Annotated in this window: 26 protein-coding genes; 12 read left to right on the top strand and 14 right to left on the bottom strand. The window is 43.1% G+C overall.

Annotated features, from left to right (window positions below):
- The first annotated feature begins 439 nt into the window (after positions 1-439).
- The 4 genes from proB to N6H06_RS08605 all read left to right on the top strand — a co-directional run bounded on the left by proB (position 440) and on the right by N6H06_RS08605 (position 4558).
- Positions 440-1558 (top strand): glutamate 5-kinase, encoded by a 1119-nt coding sequence (gene proB, locus N6H06_RS08620; RefSeq protein ID WP_062747171.1) that lies wholly within the window; start codon positions 440-442, stop codon positions 1556-1558.
- Positions 1558-2805: a glutamate-5-semialdehyde dehydrogenase gene (locus N6H06_RS08615; RefSeq protein ID WP_263706045.1), complete on the top strand. Its 1248-nt coding sequence runs from the start codon at positions 1558-1560 to the stop codon at positions 2803-2805. The genes proB and N6H06_RS08615 overlap by 1 nt, the downstream gene beginning before the upstream one ends.
- A 12-nt stretch (positions 2806-2817) precedes the next feature.
- Positions 2818-3669 carry a pyrroline-5-carboxylate reductase gene (gene proC, locus N6H06_RS08610; RefSeq protein ID WP_263706044.1) on the top strand — a complete coding sequence of 284 codons (852 nt, stop codon included), beginning with the start codon at positions 2818-2820 and terminating at the stop codon, positions 3667-3669.
- Between the two features lie 109 nt (positions 3670-3778).
- A complete protein-coding gene (locus tag N6H06_RS08605; RefSeq protein WP_062747177.1) occupies positions 3779-4558 on the top strand; it encodes an ion transporter in 780 nt (259 codons plus the stop codon).
- A gap of 56 nt (positions 4559-4614) precedes the next feature.
- On the opposite strand, the gene N6H06_RS08600 is transcribed toward N6H06_RS08605, so the two are convergent.
- From N6H06_RS08600 to N6H06_RS08590, 3 genes are all read right to left on the bottom strand, one after another.
- Positions 4615-5973, bottom strand: a complete 1359-nt coding sequence (locus N6H06_RS08600) for an aspartate kinase (protein WP_062747179.1) — start codon at positions 5971-5973, stop codon at positions 4615-4617.
- Positions 5974-6347: 374 nt separating this feature from the next.
- Positions 6348-6524: a hypothetical protein gene (locus N6H06_RS08595; RefSeq protein WP_193754474.1), complete on the bottom strand. Its 177-nt coding sequence runs from the start codon at positions 6522-6524 to the stop codon at positions 6348-6350.
- A gap of 53 nt (positions 6525-6577) precedes the next feature.
- Positions 6578-6871: a hypothetical protein gene (locus tag N6H06_RS08590; RefSeq protein WP_062747180.1), complete on the bottom strand. Its 294-nt coding sequence runs from the start codon at positions 6869-6871 to the stop codon at positions 6578-6580.
- Between the two features lie 203 nt (positions 6872-7074).
- Here N6H06_RS08590 and N6H06_RS08585 point away from each other — a divergent pair, with 203 nt between their 5' ends.
- Positions 7075-7377: a MerR family transcriptional regulator gene (locus N6H06_RS08585; protein WP_011246603.1), complete on the top strand. Its 303-nt coding sequence runs from the start codon at positions 7075-7077 to the stop codon at positions 7375-7377.
- A 203-nt stretch (positions 7378-7580) separates the two neighbouring features.
- Positions 7581-9374: a S8 family peptidase gene (locus N6H06_RS08580; RefSeq protein ID WP_062747182.1), complete on the top strand. Its 1794-nt coding sequence runs from the start codon at positions 7581-7583 to the stop codon at positions 9372-9374.
- Between the two features lie 49 nt (positions 9375-9423).
- On the opposite strand, the gene N6H06_RS08575 is transcribed toward N6H06_RS08580, so the two are convergent.
- Positions 9424-9672, bottom strand: a complete 249-nt coding sequence (locus tag N6H06_RS08575; protein WP_062747184.1) for a hypothetical protein — start codon at positions 9670-9672, stop codon at positions 9424-9426.
- Between the two features lie 147 nt (positions 9673-9819).
- Here N6H06_RS08575 and cbpB point away from each other — a divergent pair, with 147 nt between their 5' ends.
- Positions 9820-10260, top strand: coding sequence for a cyclic-di-AMP-binding protein CbpB (gene cbpB, locus N6H06_RS08570; RefSeq protein ID WP_011246599.1), 441 nt, complete (start codon positions 9820-9822; stop codon positions 10258-10260).
- Positions 10261-10301: 41 nt separating this feature from the next.
- Here the strand turns inward: cbpB and N6H06_RS08565 are convergent, their stop codons facing one another.
- Positions 10302-10760, bottom strand: coding sequence for an SRPBCC family protein (locus N6H06_RS08565; RefSeq protein WP_263706043.1), 459 nt, complete (start codon positions 10758-10760; stop codon positions 10302-10304).
- An 11-nt stretch (positions 10761-10771) separates the two neighbouring features.
- Positions 10772-11206, bottom strand: coding sequence for a YaaR family protein (locus tag N6H06_RS08560; protein WP_062747187.1), 435 nt, complete (start codon positions 11204-11206; stop codon positions 10772-10774).
- Between the two features lie 149 nt (positions 11207-11355).
- On the opposite strand from N6H06_RS08560, the gene N6H06_RS08555 reads away from it, so the two are divergent.
- Positions 11356-11532 (top strand): hypothetical protein, encoded by a 177-nt coding sequence (locus N6H06_RS08555; protein WP_193754475.1) that lies wholly within the window; start codon positions 11356-11358, stop codon positions 11530-11532.
- A gap of 230 nt (positions 11533-11762) precedes the next feature.
- Here the strand turns inward: N6H06_RS08555 and N6H06_RS08550 are convergent, their stop codons facing one another.
- Positions 11763-12539, bottom strand: coding sequence for a polysaccharide deacetylase family protein (locus N6H06_RS08550; protein WP_062747188.1), 777 nt, complete (start codon positions 12537-12539; stop codon positions 11763-11765).
- 230 nt (positions 12540-12769) lie between these two features.
- Positions 12770-13468, bottom strand: coding sequence for a Crp/Fnr family transcriptional regulator (locus tag N6H06_RS08545; RefSeq protein ID WP_062747190.1), 699 nt, complete (start codon positions 13466-13468; stop codon positions 12770-12772).
- A gap of 86 nt (positions 13469-13554) precedes the next feature.
- Between N6H06_RS08545 and N6H06_RS08540 the strand changes: the two genes are divergently transcribed.
- Entirely contained in the window at positions 13555-14337 is a 783-nt protein-coding gene (locus N6H06_RS08540) for an HAD-IIB family hydrolase (RefSeq protein WP_062747192.1), read from the top strand.
- Positions 14338-14498: 161 nt separating this feature from the next.
- On the opposite strand, the gene N6H06_RS08535 is transcribed toward N6H06_RS08540, so the two are convergent.
- Both N6H06_RS08535 and N6H06_RS08530 read right to left on the bottom strand, forming a co-directional pair.
- Positions 14499-15611: a M20/M25/M40 family metallo-hydrolase gene (locus tag N6H06_RS08535; protein ID WP_062747193.1), complete on the bottom strand. Its 1113-nt coding sequence runs from the start codon at positions 15609-15611 to the stop codon at positions 14499-14501.
- Between the two features lie 60 nt (positions 15612-15671).
- Positions 15672-16085 carry a VOC family protein gene (locus N6H06_RS08530; protein ID WP_062747195.1) on the bottom strand — a complete coding sequence of 138 codons (414 nt, stop codon included), beginning with the start codon at positions 16083-16085 and terminating at the stop codon, positions 15672-15674.
- A gap of 71 nt (positions 16086-16156) precedes the next feature.
- On the opposite strand from N6H06_RS08530, the gene prli42 reads away from it, so the two are divergent.
- A complete protein-coding gene (gene prli42 / locus N6H06_RS08525; RefSeq protein ID WP_152024044.1) occupies positions 16157-16255 on the top strand; it encodes a stressosome-associated protein Prli42 in 99 nt (32 codons plus the stop codon).
- Positions 16256-16342: 87 nt separating this feature from the next.
- On the opposite strand, the gene N6H06_RS08520 is transcribed toward prli42, so the two are convergent.
- From N6H06_RS08520 to N6H06_RS08505, 4 genes are all read right to left on the bottom strand, one after another.
- Positions 16343-16867 (bottom strand): L,D-transpeptidase, encoded by a 525-nt coding sequence (locus N6H06_RS08520; protein ID WP_062747197.1) that lies wholly within the window; start codon positions 16865-16867, stop codon positions 16343-16345.
- Between the two features lie 32 nt (positions 16868-16899).
- Positions 16900-17883 (bottom strand): aromatic acid exporter family protein, encoded by a 984-nt coding sequence (locus N6H06_RS08515; RefSeq protein ID WP_062747199.1) that lies wholly within the window; start codon positions 17881-17883, stop codon positions 16900-16902.
- A gap of 171 nt (positions 17884-18054) precedes the next feature.
- Entirely contained in the window at positions 18055-19110 is a 1056-nt protein-coding gene (locus tag N6H06_RS08510; RefSeq protein ID WP_062747201.1) for a sensor histidine kinase, read from the bottom strand.
- Between the two features lie 362 nt (positions 19111-19472).
- A complete protein-coding gene (locus tag N6H06_RS08505) occupies positions 19473-20759 on the bottom strand; it encodes an NCS2 family permease (RefSeq protein ID WP_212953403.1) in 1287 nt (428 codons plus the stop codon).
- 164 nt (positions 20760-20923) lie between these two features.
- Between N6H06_RS08505 and msrA the strand changes: the two genes are divergently transcribed.
- Entirely contained in the window at positions 20924-21460 is a 537-nt protein-coding gene (gene msrA / locus N6H06_RS08500) for a peptide-methionine (S)-S-oxide reductase MsrA (RefSeq protein ID WP_238583315.1), read from the top strand.
- Positions 21457-21891, top strand: coding sequence for a peptide-methionine (R)-S-oxide reductase MsrB (gene msrB, locus N6H06_RS08495; RefSeq protein ID WP_062747204.1), 435 nt, complete (start codon positions 21457-21459; stop codon positions 21889-21891). The genes msrA and msrB overlap by 4 nt, the downstream gene beginning before the upstream one ends.
- Positions 21892-21918 lie beyond the last annotated feature (27 nt).

The following is a 21918-nucleotide window of genomic DNA, read 5'->3' as shown; positions in this document are numbered from 1 at the left end:
GCTAAAAATAACCGTTTCCCGTTGGCTGTCACTAATTCGCATCCTCTTTATGGTTATTGCAGCCGCAGACGAAAAAAGGAATTGACTTTCTGCGCAAGGCTCGATATAATCACTTCAATTCGATATGTACGGTGCAGTGATGACTGGGACCAGTAAAAGGCAGAATATGTAAAGAGAGTTGGTTTCACCGGCTGAAAAAACCGACCATCCCTTCTGCGTTTGAAACCTACCCCACGATGCTGCTGGCAAAAACCAGCGTAGCATTCTGCGTTAAAGAATGGGAAAGTGGGCATGATTATTGCCAATGAAGGTGGTACCGCGGAGCTTTTTCCGTCCTTTTAAGGACAGGAAAAGCTTTTTTTATTTGTAAAAAACCTTTTCTAAACCCATGAATTTGCAAGCACCAGCAGAAAAAATGACTCTAATAGGAGGTCGGCCAATGGCTACAGGAACAATTGTCATTAAAATTGGCAGCAGCAGTTTAACAGATAGCAGCGGCGCCTTAAGCACGGACCGGTTAAGAGGCCATGTTGAAGCCATATGCGAACTGCGCCACCAAGGCATAAATGTGATTGTCGTGACATCAGGTGCAGTCGCCGCTGGTTTTACGCTCATTGGCTATCACCAGAGGCCGAAATCGATCTCGCAAAAACAAGCGGCGGCAGCCGTTGGCCAAAGCTTGCTCATGCAAGCGTATATGGATGCATTCCGCTCGCATGGCTACACAGCAGCGCAGCTGCTGTTAACACGAGCCGACTTTGCTGATCCAGCACGTTTTTCAAACATTTCACAAACATTGCGTGAGCTCTTGAAACGAGGTGCTATTCCGGTTATTAACGAAAATGACTCGACCTCAGTCGATGAATTGACGTTTGGCGACAATGACCGCTTGTCCGCCCTCGTTAGCGGCATCATTCACGCAGATATGCTCTGCTTGTATACCGATGTCAACGGTGTGTATGACCAAAACCCAAACGGCTCGCCTAACGCCAAAAAGTACCATTACTTAGCAAACGTACCTGAAGCATTACTTGATCGTGTCAGCGCTGATACTTCTGCTGTTGGAACAGGAGGCATGAAGTCGAAGCTACTTGCTGCGAAAACGTCGATTGAGCTTGGCACAAATGTATTTATCGGTAATGGAAAAGGACGGGAAACGTTTACGGATGTTTTACTTGGTAAAGGAGATGGTACTTATCTCGGTCCCTTTACGAACAAGACGATGTCGACGACAAAACAATGGATTGTCTTCCATAGCGAACCGGCTGGAAGCATTGAAATTGACAGCGGCGCCTCCACAGCGTTGTTAAAAAGGGGCAAAAGCTTGCTGCCTGCAGGCGTTCTCTCAGCTAAAGGCGATTTTTCAGCCGGTGACATCATTGAAGTGTTTTTCAACAACCGTCCCATCGGCAAAGGAAAAACCAACTTTAGCAAAAATGAGCTAGAGCTTATTAAAGGGCTCAGTAGCGAGGAAGCCTTGTCTCTAACAAAACGTTCAAAAAAAGCCGTCATTCACCGTGACTTTTGGGTGGCGACAAAAAAGGAGTGTACTTATTAATGACAACTGCAAAATGGATTTCACAAAAAGCAAAAGCTAATGCTCCATCCCTTTCACAAGCAACCACAGTAGAAAAAAACGACTTGCTTAAAGCGATGGCCCAACAACTCAAGGATGACACAGACGTATTGCTCGAAGCCAATCAATTGGATATCGCCAATTCCAAGAAAAACGGGCTCAGCGACCACTTAATTGACCGATTGTTGTTAACAAAAGCGCGAATTGAAGCGATGGCCACAGCCATTGACCACTTGATAAAATTGCCTGACCCGATTGGCGCAGTAAAAGAGCAGATCAAACGGCCGAATGGTCTTGTTATCAAGGAAATGGTCGTACCGTTCGGTGTAGTCGGCATGATTTATGAAGCAAGGCCAAATGTGACCGTCGACGCTTGCACATTAGCAATCAAAACCGGCAATGCTGTCGTCTTACGTGGAAGCGCGAGCGCTATCCACTCCAACAAAGCGATTGTCAACACATTAAAGAAAGCATTTAAAAACTCGCCTATTCATCCTGATGTCATTCAATTGCTTGAAGATACGTCGAAAGAGGAAGCAGCCAACATGATGCAGTTAAAATCAACGATTGACGTCCTTATCCCTCGTGGGGGGGCCAATTTAATTCAAACTGTGTTACAGGAAGCGACCATTCCCGTTATTGAGACTGGTGTTGGCAACTGCCATGTGTATGTCGCTAGCTCTGCCGACCCTGATATGGCATTTAACATTGTCGTCAACGCCAAAACACAACGCCCTTCTGTATGCAATGCATGCGAGACACTTCTTGTTGAACAATCGTTTGCGAAAGCCCATTTGCCAACGCTAGTTGAACGCTTGTCTGCAAAAGGGGTCTCACTTGTTGGCAATGAAGCGGCTTGCGCCCTTGATCCACGCATCGCACAAGCGAGCGAGGAGGACTGGTCCACTGAATATTTGGATTTGCGCTTAGCAATCCGTGTTGTTGCTGAAACTAATGAAGCGATTGCTCATATTAATCAATATGGGACAAAACATTCTGAAGCGATTATTACGGAATCCTTGGAAGAACGAGACGCCTTTTTCGCCAATGTCGATGCAGCTTGTGTATACCACAATGCCTCAACTCGTTTTACAGATGGATTTGAATTTGGATTCGGAGCTGAAATTGGCATTAGTACCCAAAAACTCCATGCGAGAGGACCCATGGGCTTAAAAGCTTTAACGACAAGCAAATATGGCATTTATGGGGAAGGACAAGTGAAAGAATAGGAGGCTTATTTCATGACATATCAGACAACCTTCGCCATTTTAGGCGCCGGTTCAATGGCTGAAGCGCTTATAGGCGGTATAGCCAAAAATAACGGCGGCAAAGCGCCCTACATCACCGTATTAAACGCGAGCAACCGCAAACGTCTTGAGCAGCTCCACGCTGCCTATGACGTTTGCACGGCGCAATCCTTCGAAGAGGCGGTTAAAGGCAAAGACGCTATCGTGCTGGCAATCAAACCGCACCACGTCCAAGAAGTGGCCGCTTCGCTTGTTTCGCTCCTCGATCCACAGAAACAGCTTGTCATTTCCGTTGCTGCAGGTCTAAAGCTTGAAACGCTGGAAAGCTGGCTGCCTGCCAAAACAGCGGTAATCCGAGCGATGCCAAATACGTCGGCCCGTGTACTTGCCTCGGCCACAACACTATCGATCGGCACTTACGCGACAGAGGGGCAACTCGCTTTCGCCCAGACGCTATTTTCGTCAATTGGCAAAGTGACGGTTGTTGATGAAAAGCAAATGGATGCAGCGACTGGCGTAGCTGGGAGCGGCCCTGCTTATATTTATTACGTAGCCGAGGCCATGCTGAATGCCGCCATTGCGGAAGGGCTTTCTCCAACTGAGGCAAGGGCATTGATTAACCAAACGATTGGCGGCGCCGCAAAACAGCTTTCTGATAGCAGCAAATCGCCTAAAGACCTTTACAAAGAAATCATGAGCCCAAATGGGACGACTGAAGCGGCGATTGCCCATTTAGATCGTTCTTCAACCCAAGAATTGTTTCAACAGGCGATTCATCAAGCTGTCAAACGCTCCGCTGCAATCGGTGCCTCTTTTGAACGCGATATTATTCATAAACACCATTAAAGGAATTCCCGCTTCCCTTTTTCAAGCGTTTGCTGGTAGGATAAGAAGAGCGCCGTTCTCAAAACGCGCTCTAATTGCTGTACCAATTATTTAAGGGGAGAACCACAAATTGCTGAGAGACAAATTTGCTATAGTTGTCAACCATAGGACGTTCCAGTCAACGATTATCATGCTTATTTTATTCAACGCAGTATTAGTTGGATTAGAAACGTACCCTAGCATTTATGAAACAAACCGCCATTTTTTTCATTTTATAGACCAAACTTTGCTTTGGCTGTTTACGATTGAAATAGCGATGCGCTTTGCGGCAGAAGGGCGATCTTTTTTCCGAAAAGGCTGGAATTGGTTTGATGTTATCATTGTACTAACCGGCCATGTGTTTGTTGGTGGACATTTTGTGACGGTGCTCCGTATTTTGCGCGTCTTACGGGTACTCCGTGCTGTAAAAGTTGTACCTTCTTTGCGGCGCCTCGTCGACGCCCTCATTATGACCATTCCCTCCCTTGCTAATATTTTGATTTTAATGGGGATTTTTTTCTACATTTTTGCTGTCATCGGCACAATGCTATTTAGCGAAGTATCGCCTGAGTACTTCGGTAATTTGCAGCTCACGTTATTAACGTTGTTCCAAGTTGTCACACTTGAGTCATGGGCGAGCGGTGTGATGAGACCCCTAATGGAATTTAATGAATGGGCTTGGATTTATTTTGTTTCGTTTGTGCTGGTGGGTACGTTTATCATTTTCAATTTATTTATCGGCGTCATCGTCAATAATGTGGAAAAAGCCAACGAGGAGGAAACTAAAAACGCAAATTCCCGAGAACTTGAAACGATCCAACGCCAATTAGATGAGTTGAAAGAGATGCTTAAAAAAGAACGTTCATCGTAAAAATTACACAACAGAAGACCAGTTGGCTCCAACTGGTCTTCTTTCCGTATAATAGCCTATTGCTTTTGTCCGAAAAACTCCTCGTAGAGCACGCGGACTGCTTGTTTTGTATCTTTTGAATGAATTCCGAACACAAGACTGACTTCAGATGAGCCTTGGTTAATCATTTCGATGTTAACCCCCGCTTTGGCTAAAGCAGATGAAGCTCTAGCTGTTACGCCTACCGTATTATGCATTCCTTCTCCAACAAGCATGACCATCGCAAAATCATGCTCAATATGGACATCATCTACATTCAGTTCATCTTTAATTCGCTCAATAATGGCGCTTTCCAACTGATCAGAAAGTTGCGTTTGGCGGATAATAACAGATGTATCATCAATTCCTGAAGGAATATGCTCATAGGAAATTCCTGCATCTTCCAATATTTGCAATAGATGGCGACCAAATCCGACTTCGCGGTTCATTAAATATTTTCGTACATAAATGGTGGCAAACCCTTCATCGGAAGCAATGCCAATAACAGGGTTAAGCGACCGTTCACGTTCCGCTAAAATCAACGTGCCGCTGCATTTAGGATTGTTTGTGTTTTTGACGCATACAGGGATGCCGTTGCGGAACGCCGGAATCAAGGCCTCATCATGGAAGACGGAAAAGCCCGCGTAAGAAAGTTCGCGCATTTCCCGATAAGTCATTCGTTTGATTTCAACTGGGTCCTCAACGATAAATGGGTTTGCAGCATAAACAGAGTCAACATCAGTAAAATTTTCATAAAGCTCGGCTTGAACAGCAGCCGCCAATATAGCCCCTGTAATGTCGGAGCCGCCTCTTGGGAAAGTAACAAGATTTCCTAATTTTGAGAATCCGAAAAAACCGGGAAACACAACGATCCCTTCCATGTCAGCCAACTTGGCAAGCGCCTCGTATGCTTCTGGTAGCACTTGGGCATTCCCTGGTTCATCACTAACAAGAAGTCCAGCATCTTTCGGATTTATGTACGTAGCTTTTAGACCGATTTTGCTTAGATAAGCGGCAATGAGTTTTGCATTGTTGTCTTCCCCGCTCGCTTTCATTATATCAAGAAAGCGCCCTTTTTCCGCCTCTGTTTCCTCAAGGCGATTTTTCAAATCAGCTTCAATTTCAGCGATCACATCGCGATTAAGCCCTAAATCGTTCGCTATCGATTCATACCTGCTCATCACAGCATGGAATGCTGCTTCTACTGGCTGATCTGCCACTCTTGCTTCGGCCAAGGTAATCAGCAAGTCCGTCATTTTTGCATCATCAGAGTAACGTTTTCCTGGTGCTGAGACGACCACGATTTTCCGTTTTTTATCCGCTTTGATGATGGCAGCCACTTTTTTAATTTGCTCTGCATTTGCGACGGATGAACCGCCAAATTTTGCTACTTTCACGTTCTCTCCAGCCCCACTCTCTTTCTAAACTAAAAAAACGTTTCAGACTGTAGACAAACGCTCGCATACTTCGTCGTTTGTCTCGGTCATATGCTTTGAAACTGGTCGTTTCATGCGCAAGAAAACCATTGCTCATGAACCCCTGTTCTATTCGCATCTTCCTCGCTTGCACTCCTCGTCTGACAAGCGCTTTCTATCAGTCTGAGTGATTTTATCGACTTTATCGACATCCTCAAACGTTGAAAAACGTTCGTTAATTATTCATAATACCATATTCAAAATATCCCTACAACTTAGCATATAAAAAAGGAGCCATTTTTTCTATTATGGCTCCATAAACGATAACGGTCACATTTTCCGTTGTTTAGCTCTCTTTATGGCTTGTACGCATCCTCTGATTCAGAATCGTCTTTCGTCCGTTCTTTCTCCCTACGCTCCTCTTCCTCTTTTTCAATATCTTCAAGCGGCAATTCATCAAAGGGTTGTTCTACTTGATCACGGTTTCGCTGCTCTTTCCAATTTTTACTCGTTTCTTTCTTTTGTTTCCCCATAGACAAAACGCCTCCTTTGTCCATCGAGTACCCGTTTTCACGCCAGCAAAAACCTACATAAACCAAGCGAACCAGAGAGGCCCTCGCTTTGTAGCAAATTCGACAGCTGTACAGGATGACTCAGGGACGTAGGTGGAGTCATTTGCAACTTCTCCGTATGTAGACTCGCCTATATTGTTTGTAAATCCTGCTTGGTCAAAGCAAGCAGGTGACGAGTAGGCATTTTTACTGTAATCAACGATCACGCGCTCACTATCCGAGGGTCCGTATTCGACTTGAATAATAAACCCTAATGCAATAATAAGAATGCTTGCCGCGACTCCGAATAGCCAACGATATCGACGCATTGTTTTCCTCCTTCTCTTCAATCCATTTTTAGTCTACCTATTTTGTTTATCGGAAGCAAGGAAATTTGACAGGCGCTATTATTCAGAATTCCCCAAACGTATTTTGTCAGATTTTCTTACATTGAAATGCACATTAATCGTTTTTGTGTGATATATTGTTACAAACAACATGGCTATTATCCGTTACAGCGAGGTGGAGTGGAGTGTCTTATAAAGATAAGAAAGTAATTACAATCGGCGTTGTAAGTGAACTTACCGGTCTTTCAGAACGAAAAATCCGCTATTACGAGGAACGGAAATTGCTGTTTCCTGAACGATCGAAAGGTGGCACACGAAAATATTCTTTTCTTGATGTCGAGCGATTAGTTGACATTGCTAATAAGATGGAAGATGGTATGCAAACATTCGAAATCCGCAAAATGGAACAAAAAGCATTGCGCAAACAGGAAGTCCGTGAGCGCATGCTAAGAGGCCAACTGAACGCCGCCTTTAATATCCGTAAATGACCAGCCCAGCTCCAATGTGCTGGTTTTTTTATTTCCTATACATTCCACGCATGAACAGGACGTTGCCAATAGAAACTAAAAAAAACAAAGGAGTCCCATTCATGACAGTCCAAGTTGCAAACTGCACCTTACAAGCTTGTTTTCCCAACTGTTTGGACAGCTCCACAAACAGAACGCACTTTACGAAAAAGGAATGGTAACAAATGAAAAAACCTGCAATATGGGGAATCGCATTGGCTGCCCTTGCTATTGCTGGCATGGTTTTCACAGGCCAAGTTGAACAAAGCCAGCCACATACAGCTATTTATGATGCACCACAGCCTAAAAGTCGAGTCCACTCTACTTCCAAAGACCGGTTAATGGCAGAAGACTTAGCAAAAACGACCACACTTTTCATCTCCTCTCTATCCGGCCAATTAGAAAAATGGGGCAATACCCAGGGGGAGAGCCTTACGGATGAATTTCAACAAGAACTAAATGAACACCCTTATATTTCTGGCTTTTCCGTTTTAGATGAAGGAGGCTCGCCGCTTTTAGCCGCCGGTACGCTCTCCACTATCGATACAAGCTTGTTGATCCATCAAGATAATGGCATGCATTATTCCAATCCTTATAATAAAAACGGCAACACCTTTATGCTTATGGGTAAGGACAAAGAGGATGGCCAGCGTATCATTGGGGAAATCGACCTCAGCTTTATCCGATCTTATTTGGCTAAAACAGCAGCAATCGCTGACAGTTCTGGAACGTTTTTTGTTAATGGTAGCGATCCCAATGTCCAATTTTCATCCATTGATGAGCTTCCCGACGAACTGGAAGCCCAGGCAGTTCCTGGACTAGGATGGAATATTTACGTCAAATCTGATGACAATGTAACCATACAGACGTTTCATGAAAACCAAGCGGTCGTGAAACTACCGCCACAAATAAATGGAAGCGAATGGGCGAAGGAAAAGGGATACGAACTGCTAGCCGACAACCACCCTTATTATATTGTGAAAGACGAAAACAAGGCGCTTCAACCACTGATCGAAGATTTGCAGCAAGACGAAACCGTATTGTTCGCCGAGCCGAACTATGCCTTTTCGAATCAAGTCCGCACAGTAGAAAAAAAGGTGGAGCCAAACGACGAATATTTCAAGCCATACCAATGGAACCTTAAACAAATCCATGCAGACGAAGGTTGGAATTTCGCCAATGGCACGGATACGACGATTGCAATCATCGACACTGGTGTTGATCCTAATCATCCAGATTTAAAAGGGAAGCTCACAGAAGGGTACAACGCCATTGACGACAGTTCTGATTATAAAGACACAAACGGGCACGGCAGCCACGTTGCTGGCATTGCCGCAGCTGTTACGAACAATATTGACGGCATTGCTGGCGTATCTTGGCAAAGCAAAATCATGCCTATAAAAGTGCTCGATGAAAATGGCGAAGGTTCTTCTTATTCTGTCGCAAGGGGGATTTATTGGGCGGTCGACCATGGAGCGGACGTCATTAATATGAGCCTCGGCGATTATTACCACTCCGATCTATTATATGAAGCAATCCAATATGCAGATGAACATGATGTTGTCATTGTTAGCGCCTCAGGTAACGACAACTCAGAAGAACCAATGTACCCTGCTGTATACCCAGAAGTGATTACCGTCGCAGCAGTAGACCAAGACCGCAACCGTTCGTTCTTCTCTAATTTTGGAGACCATGTCGATCTCGCTGCACCTGGAGAAAATATTCCGAGCACATACAAAGACAACCAATATGCCGTATTGTCAGGAACATCGATGGCTTCTCCACATGTCGCTGGACTTGCTGCCTTATTGCGTTCAGCGAATCCAGACTTAAACAACGATCAAATTGGCGACATCATTCTTGGCGCATGCGACCAACTTGGAGACGGGAGTTATAACGTCTATTATGGCTATGGGGAAATGAACGTACAAGCTTCGCTTAAGCAAAATGAACGCATCCCCGCTCAGACTGGTCGTTAACGGTTTTAAAAAATGGAATGGAGTGAGTCTTTAGGATGAGCCAACGCTGTTATTTAAAAGCGTTGGCTTTCTTATGAAACGGCAAGATAACAGCCGTCTGCTTTTGCACATATTCACACAAATACCCTTGCTTTTTTCGTTTAAGAAACGTTTCCTTCCGAATCGGCCTTGGAGCAGACCAAGCGACTGAGTCTAAATTGCTCCATTTGTCATGAGTTATATATTCTTGCTTAAAGTAATACTCATGTCCTGAAGAAAATTGCTCGCAAATGTATTTAACTGTTTGTTTTGAATGCATGGCCAAACCCCTTTTTTACCATAGTTTTGGCCAAATTCTTCACTCTTATAACGATTGCTGTTCCTGCCTTGACTGGTTGTGCTACAGCGTTTACCATTAAAGGGGAGCGACAGCAGTCGAACAAATCTATTAAAAGAAGTGATTCCATTGTTACATACATTAAAAGACCTTCCTCTTTCGGATAAAGATATTGCGCCACTGATCATTTCTGCCGATAAAGTGGCCCATGTACAAATGAACAACCCCTTGCAGCATGCACTACTTGTGTTAATAAAATCAGGTTATACAGCCATTCCAGTTCTCGATGCCTCCTACCGCCTCCGTGGTTTAATCAGCAAATCGCTCATCCTAGATGCGATGCTTGGCGATGAAGATTTTGAACTCGAGAGGTTGTCTACATTAACAGTGAACAATGTGATGGCAAAAGATGTGCCGTGCATCCGCCCTGATGCCCCATTTTCAAAAGCGCTTTCTTTATTGATTAACCATTCGTTTTTATGTGTCGTTGATGAAGAACAAGCTTTTTCTGGCATTTTGACAAGGCGCTCAACACTCGCTCTAATCAGCAAATACCTCCACCAACATTAATGGAGGTAATTTTATCAAGTGACAAAAACCGAAGTCGAATGCTATTGTTGTGATTCGACTTCGGTTTCTGTTATCGCTTTGTTCATTTGAAAATATGCGTGTATTTGTTTTTCACGAGCCTTAAACATAACGGTTAAACCTTTAGCGATTATACTTGCCGGCAGTTTAGCGCGGAAAGAAACTTCATCAACCATTAAAATAGCGTCTCCGTCCCTTTCAAACGAATGCTTATGGCGCCAATACGAAAAAGGGAACGGAGGATTATTCGCTTCATCGATAAAATAATGGCCTTTGCGCTCATCAGTGATCACTGATTTCCATTTGATTTGGAAAGCGGCTAACAGAATCACTGATTCTAGATCCTTCTCCCCTTTTTTACAAACCCTTACTTTCGGTCGCTTGTGCACTTTTTCAATGTTCGTCGCATCTGAAAAAAAGGACCAAACTTGTTTCATCGTGGCATTGATACGAGTTTTGTACGTAAATACAAATGTATCCATTTTTGCTCACCTCATAAATACAACTGGATAATTAGCCCCTGCAGTTCTCCAATTTTATTTAGCAAATCCAGTTCGCTTTTGCTTTGGTCAAAGACCGTGCTCGTCAGTTCGACAAGCCCTTTATCGATTTCTTTCACCAATTTGTATTGCCTCACTTGTCCACTCGCCGCACTTGAAGCCGTTTCCACTTTTAATGATTCGAGCAAATGGCTTACACACTGCCGAACGCTTCGCTTAAATGCGTGCAGTTCTGCCGCAGTCCGATGCTTTGCCAAGCGCTCGCCATCTTTTTCTAGCGTTTCAAGCATGGCATAAACCGTCTTCTCGCTTTTATGCCCGGCAATCTCTTCAAACACGCCTTGGAAGGAAGCGCGCGATTGCCGGGCCCGGATTTTACTTATTGATAAAGGTCTTTGCTGCTCACGAAGTCTCTCAATATCTAGCATGTTGATCGCCACCTTTCTTTAAGTTTAGCACGATGGACACCGGATGGAAACTGCCTGAAATCGGTTTGAAACTTGTTTAAAAATAAGTTATCATGATAATATAGTAGATTACATGTATACCCTCTACTTATATCGGAGGTGGCGCAAAAATGGTAAACCCATTATTACAGACACAACGGACTGTGTACCAGCAAAATAGTCAGCGTATTATTGAATGTTTGTTTGCTTACTGGAGCCAGCACAATGCCTCTCCTGATTTGCGCACCCTTTCTTTAATGAGTGGCATAACAGAAGAAACAATTCTAGAAACGATGGAATTTAGTTAAATCGACACGTACAAGAAGGGCTGATCCGTAAGGGTATCAGCCTTTTTTCTGTAAAAAACAATAGATCACTTTCAACCTATAACCCAGTCCCCCTGTTGGTGCTGCCAAACAAAAGACCGGAAGCATTACAATTGGCCATTCCTTTGTCATTCAAGTGGCCGCCACAAAAAGACGTTCTCCAGTTCTCCAGCTCACCTTCTAACCTTACTAGTCTTCTCTCGTCTTATTCGTTATTTTTCCCTTGAGACTCCAAGCAACTCTGACACCGTTACAAATGTATAGCCTCGGGATTGTAATTCAGGGATAATGTCATCCAGCGCATCTGCTGAGTAGATTTCAGGGTTCGGCGTATCCACATCCCCTCCATCATGCATGAGAATAATGCTGCCTGCTTCTACTTCTTGCAGGACTGTATCCGTTACTTCTTGAGCTGGAATCCCTTGCCAATCTAGTGTGTCGACATCCCAACCAATCACAATGTCATTCAACGCTTGAAGACGTTCGACTTGTTCTGCCGTCAAAAAACCATAAGGTGGACGAAACAAACGAGGACGGTAGCCAATCGTGGCTTCTATAATCGCATCGGTTTTCGTCACTTCTGATTCGAGCCGCTCAAGGCTTCCTTCAGATAAATTCGGATGCGAAAACGTATGGTTTCCTACTTCATGGCCTGCTTGACTTAATCTCACCAACAATTCAGGATTCGCTTCAACCCGTTGTCCTAAAACGAAGAACGTAGCAGGTACATGATGTTGCTCCAGCTTCGTCAATACTTGTTCAGTGAACCGAGGATCAGGTCCATCATCAAACGTTAACGCTATCTGGTTGCTTGCTGGATCCCCTTTGACAAACACCACTCCTGGAAATTGATTTTGCAAAACCGGCAGCGGCACTGCTTGGCGTACACTCGTCTCCTCATTTCCAGAATCAATCGCCTGTACACACCTTAAACCTGCACTTATACAAATGATAAACACCAAAATAGCCAATATCCCTTTTTTCCTCACAAGCCTCTACCCTTTCTAACCTTCTTAGCCTTTAGTGTGAGCGGTGACAGTTTGTTCTATGTAAGTTTTCCACTTTTCTTTCGAACTAGATTAAAAAATGAATAACGGTTATTTTATCTGAATATCGTCGTATCATAGACTGTATTGGTGAATTTACAAATGTTCTAGCCTTCACTATACAGAAATTATTTGAATTTTATGGATAACCGACGAGAACAGGATTATCTTTTTTACTTATATCGGATTCCATTAGACACTTCTTCTAATTTAACCCAATTTAATATACGAATAGAGTTTTTATCCCTTTCAATAATTTTTCTTTGGGATAACGAATGAATAACTCGATTTAGATGTCGATATGTCGTACCAAGTAAATCTGCAATCTCTTTTATATTGGAAGTCTTTAGCTCTATTCCAAAGACGTTTTCAGGTGCAGGTGAGATCGTGGATATAAGGTAACTTGCAAATTTGTTTTCAACAGAGGCTAATAAATTGACACGGGAAGCTGTTGTGCAGGTTTGAAGCTTATAGCTTACATGTTCTAAAAGTGTATGCAAAAACTTCGGATTATTCATTTCATGTTGTTTTATATAATCAACATGCAGTCCAATTAATAAGCATTCATTAACTGCTTTAACTTGTGATTGAACGGGAACTTTTCGAATCAGTTCAATATCACCAATAATGGAAAAAGGTTGGACAAACCGTAGTAAAAGGGATTTTCCAGTTTCAACACTTGATGTTATTTTCACTTTCCCTTCCACTAAAAACAACAGTGTTTTCAGATCCATTCCTTCGAGTAAAATCATTTCATCTTGTTCATATTGCTGCAATGTAAATGGAAGTTGCTTTTCTCGGTCAAACATTTCTTCAACATGATATTCTCGTAATTTTGAATGAAGCAGCTTTAAGTCTTGAATATATTTCATAGTAAAACTCCTTTTAGGACATATGTCCTTTTTATTATAATATAAACTGATATGATAAGAACAATAATTCGTAGGAGTGACATAGAATGAAGTTCGTATTTGATTTAGATGGAACAATTTGCTTTAAAGGCCAGCCTGTTTCTGAAAAGTTATTAATAGCATTAGAAAAATTAGTAAAAAAAGGGCATGAAGTCATTTTTGCATCAGCTAGACCAGTACGCGATTTACTTCCCGTCTTACATGACCGTTTTCATCAATACCCAATGATTGGTGGCAATGGATCAATGGTAGCAGTAAAAGGGAAAATCATATCAACAGTCAACTTTGATGAAGAAACGCTCGTAAATATTATTCAATTACTAAGAACTTATAAAGTTTCCTATTTGATAGATAGTGATTGGGACTATGCCTACACAGGCCCTCTTACACATCCAATTTTAAATAACCTAGATCCACAAAGACGTGCTAAAAATGTTAGGTTGGATGAACTCCAGTCAATCGTAAAAATTTTGATGTTAACTTCAAATAATATGAAAGAAGTCGAAGAACAGCTTAGAAAAATGAATGTTGTTGTTCACTCTCACGAAAGTGAGGGAGTGTTAGATATAAGCCCCAAAGGAATCGATAAATGGAGTGGATTACAACAACTGGGAGTAAAAGAAGGGGAATACATTGCATTCGGTAATGATGCAAATGATATTGCAATGTTTCAACATGCATTTTATTCAGTCATGATTGGCGAAAGCTTACAACTGTCCCCATTTTCATCTGAACAATTATTTTTAAGTGAGAATATAGAAAACCTTATCGTTCAAAGGCTTAGTGAATTGGGAGATATGGATCCAATAAATAAACTGGTAAGCTCATAAGTAGGTAACTTATGCTTTATAAAACCAATTTTCGTAGTGTGATCATGCTAAACAAACCCTCGGCTTCCAGCAATTACACCTTCGAGATTTGGAAGAGTCTTCACTCTGAAAAAAATAGAAGTAGAGATCAAGTCCGTTCTCTACTTCCGTTCTTTCTTATTTTATTCCCTGGCTGAGCGGGCAATTTCTACCACAAGCTTTGCTGTATTTTCAAGTGCTTCGATCGAAATTCGTTCGCTTGTTGTATGAATGCCTTCATAACCTACTGATAAGTTAATGGTCGGGATTCCGTATCCGGAAATGATGTTGGCATCGCTCCCTCCCCCACTTGAAGTAGTCATAGGCGTTAATCCACATGCTTTTATCGCACGTAGAGCGGTCTGAACCACTTTTGTGTCTTCTGATTCCTGATAGCCAGGATAACTATACGTCACTTGCACATCGCAGGTTGTGCTCATTTCTAGTGCTGCTTGTTCAAAGGCTTGTTTCATCGCTTCCACTTGCTTTTTTAGCTTCTCTTCTACAAGGGAACGGGCTTCCGCCGTGATGGTGACAAAGTCGCAAACAATATTGGTTTGCGTGCCGCCTTCAAATCGGCCTATATTGGCTGTCGTGTCTGCGTCAATCCTTCCTAACGGCATTTTTGAAACGGCTTTGGAGGCGACTGCAATAGCCGATATTCCTTTTTCAGGTTCAACGCCAGCATGAGCCGTTTTGCCATATACTTTTGCAAAGATTTTTGCTTGCGAAGGCGCCGCCGTAATCATGCCCCCAACTTCTCCGTCGCTATCAAGAGCATAGCCATAAGCAGCGGAAATCGCGTCTTTGGCCAACGCTTTCGCACCAACTAAGCCAGCCTCTTCGCCTACAGTAATGACAAACTGAATTTGGCCATGTGGTTCTTTGGATGCTTGGAGGACACGAGCCGCTTCTAGCATGGCCGCAATTCCCGCTTTATCGTCTGCTCCTAAAATGGTTGTCCCGTCCGTTTGAATATAGCCATTTTCTACAATTGGTTGAATCCCTTTACCTGGGCCAACTGTATCCATATGGGCAATGAAATAAAGTGGATCAAATCCGCTGCCTGTTTCAGGCAACGTACAAATTAAATTCCCTGCCCCATGGCCCGTTCTTTCTTTTGCATCATCTTCGACTACGTCTAAGCCTAGTGATGTAAATTTTTCTTTTAAAACACCTGAAATTTTTCCTTCATGTTTTGTTTCGGAATCGATTTGTACAAGTTCCAAAAACTCTTCGACCACTCTTGAATACACGTCATCACTCCATCGCTACTTTACATTTCCTTTTTACTATAGCTGATTTGCTGATTGATTTCACGTTTTTCCCTCGCAAAGTTCAACGAGCAAACCGCCTGTACTGCTCGGATGAATAAAAGCAACCTTGCGCCCGAAGCTTCCGATAAGCGGCAACTCACTCGTTAAACGGACGTGCTTCTCTTTCAACATTCCTATTGCCGTCTCTATATCAGCAACCGAAAAAGCAATATGGTGAAAAGCAGGTCGATTGTTTTGTTTTGCTAGAAAGCGTTGCAACGATACGTTGCTAGGATGCGGTTCAATCAGTTCATACCCCACTCCAATCCCATTAATAAAAACAGCATTAATATGATGGTGTGTCAGCCTTTCTTTATGGCTGGCAGTCGCTTGAAGCGCTTGTTCAAATAAAGGGAGGCTGGTGCTTAGGGAAGGAACGGCGATAGCAATATGGTCAATTTGAAAACGGTCCATAAAAACACCCCTTGATTGCTTGTGTTTTCTTCGGGTAAACTAAAAAGTAGTTGATTTGGGGAGGAATGGAGATGCCACGTAAATTCCAGCGTTTGATTGTGTATATCATGATTGCAACCTTAGTAATTGGCACGATTTTAACAGGAGCAGCAGGACTCGGCTTTTTCTAAGGGGGTTCATGAGCATATGAGTGAGGCAAACACGACGTATGCGAGCGTTTGCCTACAGTCTGTACAGTGCGCAAGAAGCGCACTGTTTTAATTTTGCTCCTTTATTAGGCCCGCTTCCTTGGCAATCGCCTGGAAGGAGCGATGTTCGTTGACAACGAAGATTTTGCTGCCGATGTCAATTTTTCGGTAAAGCCGTTCAATCGTCGGATTTGCTAGGCGAATACAGCCTGCAGATGCGCTATACCCGATAGAGCCTGGTCGATTGGTGCCATGTAGCCCATATGTCCGGCCTGCCGTTCCTAATGCATCGAAACCGATCCATCTGCTTCCTAATGGATTACGGGCATCCCCGCCGGGAATATTTTTTTTGCGGTAATAAGGCTGTTCTACTTTAACCAAAACAGTAAACTGTCCAAGGGGTGTTTCATCCCCTTTTTTCCCGGTGGCGACAGGATGAATTTCTGCAATATGGTTGGCTTCAATTAAAGCGAGCGTATTTGTACGGACATTGACGATGACGCTCGCTTTTTCCACCTCCCATTCCTTGTCACCAGGCATTTGCAGGGGCTGTAACGACATAACCAAAAATATGCACAAAAAAGACCATTTCACCGAATACGCCTCTCCTTTTACGGATCTTTCCATTAGGCTTTGCGAAATGGTCTTTTTTTATCCTGCTTGTTGTTCCAAAGCGCATCTTTCACTTGTAAATATTGTTCAAATTCATTCATCACATAGAGTAGTGATGACCTTGTTTCAAACTCTTCCCGTGTAGCCGGCAAGGGCATAGCGCGAAAGGCTGCTTTTAGTTCCTCAAGCCGCAGCATAAAATAGGGGACAGAATTAGTCGGACTGACGGCAGCGCTCAACTCGCTTAAAAAATCGGCAATTGGCTTGCTTTGCGTTACCGCTCCTTCAAGGCTAGCTAAGTGCGGCATGATCCGTTCTATGATTTCCAATTGCTTTTCTCGCATAGCAAAGTAGTGATAATAATGGTCTTCTTCCCGCAGCAAATGGTTCTCCATTGCCTGAAGCGCCATCGTCTTGCTTTCTTTTAACAAATGGTCTGCTTCGGAAATTTCTTTTCCATCCCAATCGCTCGCCCCTTCGCGAATAAAAGCAGCCAATTCCTGCAAAATAACAGCCAGTTTTTGCTCAAATTCTGTCCGATAGCGGCGAAGCAAATTATCTTTAGACGGCATGTATAAGTTCATAAGCAGCGCTGTGCCAATACCAATCACTATCAGCTGAAGTTCATTCAAGAAAAACGCGAATGTCGCCTGCTTTTGCGTGTAAAGATGCATGACAATAACAGAGCTGGTGACTATCCCTTGCGCCGATTTTGCAACGAGGACAATCGGGATGAACAATAAAACAAACAGGCCGACAATGATCGGTTTGTAGCCCAATGTTTCAAACATGATCGCACTGATTACAATGCCAATCATACAGGCAACAAAACGAGCCCAAGAAACCAATAGTGAGTTTTTCCTTGTAACCGAAATACATAAAATCGTAATGATTGCTGCAGAACTGGCATAGTTTAATTTCAATGCTTCAGCCATGCTTAAAGCAATCACGACACCAACGGCAGTCTTTAACGTGCGATAACCAATTTTAAATGGCATTTGATCCCTTTTTTCTCCAGTCGTTTATGGTTGTAGTGTACCACGGAAGCAGCCGAAAATCGACTGGAGAATGCCAACTTGCGGGGCCTATTCTTTCTTTTCTTTTGATTTGCGTTCGCTAGAAAACCATTTTCTTATCCTTGCAATAATGGTTAGCGATTCAGTCATGCTTTATCCATAAGTTAACATTGCCGTTTTTTCGCGCACCATCGAGGCAGCTCTGTTTTTCGTTTTCAATGGCAAGACTACTTTCACCTTTGTTCCACTTTTATTTTTCGACTCGATATCGATCAAGCCACCATGCGTTTCGACCACACGATAACAAATCATCAAGCCGAGGCCTGTTCCTTTTTCTTTTGTCGAATAAAAGGGCTGGCCAATATAATGAAGTCTCTCAGCTGGAATCCCAGAACCAAAGTCTGTTATTTCAACACAAACATTCGAGCCTTCCGCATACATAGTAATATGCACAGGTGAATGTTTCAAACTAGCATCAATCGCATTTTCAAGCAAATTGTAAAACAACAAAAAAAGCTCTTTTCTTGACCCCGACACGGTTGCTTCCTCGCTAATGTTTAGCCGAATAGGGTGCCCGTCGGTAAGCTGTTTCACGTTGTTCTTTTTTAAGAGCGACTGCAAAAAGGCTGCCATTTGAATCGATTCGTTTTCACGGGCAGGAGGTTCTTCAGCTAACAGCACATAGTCATTAATAATGTTTTCAATTCGCTCCAACTCTATATTCATGATGTTGATCTGGCTTGCACTCAACTCCCCAATTTCCGAATAGAGTTGAATAAATCCTTTTATTGTTGTCAGTGGATTACGGAGTTCGTGAGCCACCCCCGCCGACAAACGAGAGGCGACTTCCATTGCTTCTTTCCGTTTGTGCGCTTGTTTGAAAGGTTGCTTTAGTACGGACGCATAAAGACGCTTTTTGCCCCACTGAAACGGTTTCCCAGCACAAACGACGCTTCGCAGATAGTCTTGCCCGTTGTCAGTATGAATGGACCGGTAAAGCACATGGTTACCTTGCCAGTCGTTTGCCTTAAAGAATACGATGTCTTCTTCGGAAATAAGCTGTTTTAGCCGTTTCCCATTTAAATGGTCGATCGGTTTTCCTAAACACTCATGGGCGGCACGATTTGCATATAAAATCGTTACACCATCGTGAATAAAATAACAATCTTCTGACAAATCCAACAGACCGATAAGCGCTTCTACATCCATTGCAATCTTCCTTGATTTCCTTGTTGTAGGCGCAAAGGGGCAACGACTCCTGCTAAAATAGACACTGAACCATTTTCAATCATTGATTTCATTTTTAAAACCCACTTTCTGGATTTATCATTTTCATTTTTTCTCCTTTTACAGAACTTCCACTTGGAACCTCCCTTATATTGAAATCAAGAGACAGCAATCTACAAAAACATTCGTGAATTGCTAAAATGAATCCTTCTTCATTCTACCTTTTTCGATCAAGAAATTTTGACAAGAACAACAAAAAGCCGACATCCCCATGTCGACTAGTTGTCAGCTTTTTGCTTTTTGGCTATTTTATCTTCGAGTCATTATAGGAGGTTAAGTAATCATCACAAATTGGATAAAAGCAAGTGTAGAAAAAACAGCACACCGACGACATACATCGTGGTGCTCACTTGACGATGTTGACGAGCCATCGTTTTTAACAACGGATAAGCAACAAACCCAAAAGCAATGCCGTCGGCAATTGAATACATAAACGGGATTCCAATAACGATAAACACAGCAGGCAACCAATTGGAGATGTCAGCAAATGAAATTTCCCGTACTTCTTTCATCATTAAAGTGCCGACAATGACAAGAATAGGCGCAATTGCACTATCAGGGATATGCACGAGGAGTGGAAACAGCAAAAATGTAAACAAAAACAACATACCTGTTGTAATCGCTGAAATCCCTGTTTTCCCCCCTGCTGCCAACCCTGCAGCCGTCTCGGCTGTCGAAACGGTAGGACTTGAGCCAAATACACCGCTGGCAAGCGCTGATATAGCGTTGGCTTGGAGGGCCCGTTTTCCTTTATCTGGCCGTCCTAATTGTTTCGTATAGCCAGAAATCAGACCGATGTTTTCAAACGTAAGCACCATTGTCATAGCAAAAACAGACGTCCAAAATGGCACAGTCGCAATTGCTGAAAATGACAATTGCCCAAAGACGGCCATCATGCCCTCCGTCGAAAACGTGATCGTGTCCTTACCATTAGGGACGTTCAGTACGAGCCCAATCCCGATTCCGCTTAAAATTGCCCACAAGAAATGACCGGAAACGCCACGGACAAACAAAAACAAAGCGACTACAAGGGTCAATAGCGTTGCGAGCGGCAATGGTTCAGACAAATCTGCCAGCTGAACCATTGTTTCTCGACTGTATTCCACGATGCCCCCTTTTTGCAACCCAATAAACACAAGAAAACAACCGATTCCAGCTGTAATCCCATGTTTTAAATCAACTGGGATTCCCTTGTCAAGGATTGTCGCAAAACTAGTAAAGCTAACAACGGCAAAAAGCACCCCGGCGACAAACACAACTGCTAACGCTTCTTGCCAGCTCATACCTACGCCATGAACAAATGTATAAGCAAACATGGCATTAATGCCCATACCTGGAATTAATACAATCGGTGTATTGCTCCACAATCCCATTAGCAAACAGCCAAAAAAACAGGTTAGAATGGTCGCAAAAGCCGCTCCTGCAACAGGCATGCCTGCATCGGCTAAAATGGAACTATTAATAGCCACAATATAAACGGATGTCAAAAACGCAACCGTTCCAGCTCCAAGTTCTTGTTTGATCGTCGTGTCGTGTTTAGGCAACTGAAAAAATGAAAATAACACATTCATTTAAATGCGCTCTCTTTATGAATAAACCCTCACCCGCCCAGTGCAGTGCACTGCACTAAGTATTTATACTAGCACAGCTTTTATGGAAATGGAAAGCTCATGATAAGATGCCCAGCTTGTGGGTATGGTATACTAAAGACACACGCTTTAAGGGGGAGTAAAGGTTGGCAAAACTTGAAAAAGCAACATTTGCAGGCGGTTGTTTTTGGTGTATGGTGAAACCATTTGACTCCTATGACGGGATTGAAACGGTCACATCAGGCTACACTGGCGGGCATACAAAAAACCCGACATACAAAGAAGTATGCAGTGAAACAACCGGCCATTTTGAAGCGGTACAAATCGTTTATGACGCTGCTGTTTTTCCATACAGCAAGCTTCTAGAAATTTTCTGGCAACAAATCGATCCAACCGATCCTGGAGGCCAGTTCCATGACCGTGGGGATTCCTATCGGACAGCTATTTTCTACCATAATGAAACACAAAAGAAAGAAGCGGAACATTCTAAAGAACAACTAGAACAGAGCGGCAAATTTAGCAAGCCCATCGCTACGCTCATATTGCCTGCAAAACCTTTTTATCCTGCCGAAGGCTACCATCAAGATTATTACAAAAAAAATCCGTTCCATTATCAAATGTATCGCCGCGGCTCAGGGCGTGAAGCGTTTATTCAAAAGCATTGGGGAGGAGAAACGACATGACCAAGCCACAAAAAGACGAGTTAAAAAAGAAATTAACGCCGATGCAATATTTCGTAACTCAAGAAAATGGCACGGAACCGCCTTTTCAAAATGAATATTATGAAACAGAAGAGGAAGGTATCTATGTAGACATTGTTTCAGGTAAACCGCTTTTTTCTTCAAAAGATAAATACGACGCAGGCTGCGGTTGGCCAAGCTTCACCAAACCCATTGATGAAGCAGAAATCATCGAAAAAGAAGATAGGAGCCATTTCATGGTCCGTACAGAAGTACGCAGTAAAAATGCTGATTCTCATTTGGGCCATGTCTTTCCAGATGGCCCAGGGCCAAATGGACTTCGTTACTGCATCAACTCTGCAGCATTGCGATTTATCCCTAAAACAAAACTCAAAGAAGCGGGCTACAGCGCCTATGAAAAGCTATTTGACTAAAGTCGAAGCAGAGGAAAAATTCCTCTG

The sequence above is a fragment of the Shouchella tritolerans genome (assembly GCF_025770735.1).
GTDB lineage: Bacteria > Bacillota > Bacilli > Bacillales > Bacillaceae_D > Shouchella > Shouchella tritolerans.
The sequence above is the reverse complement of the archived record's forward strand: the minus strand, read 5'-3'. Positions and strand labels throughout refer to the sequence as shown.

Excerpts from the sequence above, each read along its gene's own strand:
- N6H06_RS08575 (WP_062747184.1), bottom strand. The coding sequence starts at position 9,672 with ATGCATTCAAAACAAACAGTTAAATACATTTGCGAGCAATTTTCTTCA.
- N6H06_RS08515 (WP_062747199.1), bottom strand. The coding sequence starts at position 17,883 with ATGCCATTTAAAATTGGTTATCGCACGTTAAAGACTGCCGTTGGTGTC.
- N6H06_RS08530 (WP_062747195.1), bottom strand. The coding sequence starts at position 16,085 with ATGGACCGTTTTCAAATTGACCATATTGCTATCGCCGTTCCTTCCCTA.
- N6H06_RS08560 (WP_062747187.1), bottom strand. The coding sequence starts at position 11,206 with ATGCTAGATATTGAGAGACTTCGTGAGCAGCAAAGACCTTTATCAATA.
- N6H06_RS08545 (WP_062747190.1), bottom strand. The coding sequence starts at position 13,468 with ATGAAATATATTCAAGACTTAAAGCTGCTTCATTCAAAATTACGAGAA.
- N6H06_RS08510 (WP_062747201.1), bottom strand. The coding sequence starts at position 19,110 with ATGGATGTAGAAGCGCTTATCGGTCTGTTGGATTTGTCAGAAGATTGT.
- N6H06_RS08540 (WP_062747192.1), top strand. The coding sequence starts at position 13,555 with ATGAAGTTCGTATTTGATTTAGATGGAACAATTTGCTTTAAAGGCCAG.
- msrB (WP_062747204.1), top strand. The coding sequence starts at position 21,457 with ATGACCAAGCCACAAAAAGACGAGTTAAAAAAGAAATTAACGCCGATG.
- proB (WP_062747171.1), top strand. The coding sequence starts at position 440 with ATGGCTACAGGAACAATTGTCATTAAAATTGGCAGCAGCAGTTTAACA.
- N6H06_RS08565 (WP_263706043.1), bottom strand. The coding sequence starts at position 10,760 with ATGGATACATTTGTATTTACGTACAAAACTCGTATCAATGCCACGATG.
- N6H06_RS08580 (WP_062747182.1), top strand. The coding sequence starts at position 7,581 with ATGAAAAAACCTGCAATATGGGGAATCGCATTGGCTGCCCTTGCTATT.
- proC (WP_263706044.1), top strand. The coding sequence starts at position 2,818 with ATGACATATCAGACAACCTTCGCCATTTTAGGCGCCGGTTCAATGGCT.
- N6H06_RS08555 (WP_193754475.1), top strand. The coding sequence starts at position 11,356 with ATGGTAAACCCATTATTACAGACACAACGGACTGTGTACCAGCAAAAT.
- N6H06_RS08615 (WP_263706045.1), top strand. The coding sequence starts at position 1,558 with ATGACAACTGCAAAATGGATTTCACAAAAAGCAAAAGCTAATGCTCCA.
- prli42 (WP_152024044.1), top strand. The coding sequence starts at position 16,157 with ATGCCACGTAAATTCCAGCGTTTGATTGTGTATATCATGATTGCAACC.
- N6H06_RS08505 (WP_212953403.1), bottom strand. The coding sequence starts at position 20,759 with ATGAATGTGTTATTTTCATTTTTTCAGTTGCCTAAACACGACACGACG.
- N6H06_RS08590 (WP_062747180.1), bottom strand. The coding sequence starts at position 6,871 with ATGCGTCGATATCGTTGGCTATTCGGAGTCGCGGCAAGCATTCTTATT.
- N6H06_RS08595 (WP_193754474.1), bottom strand. The coding sequence starts at position 6,524 with ATGGGGAAACAAAAGAAAGAAACGAGTAAAAATTGGAAAGAGCAGCGA.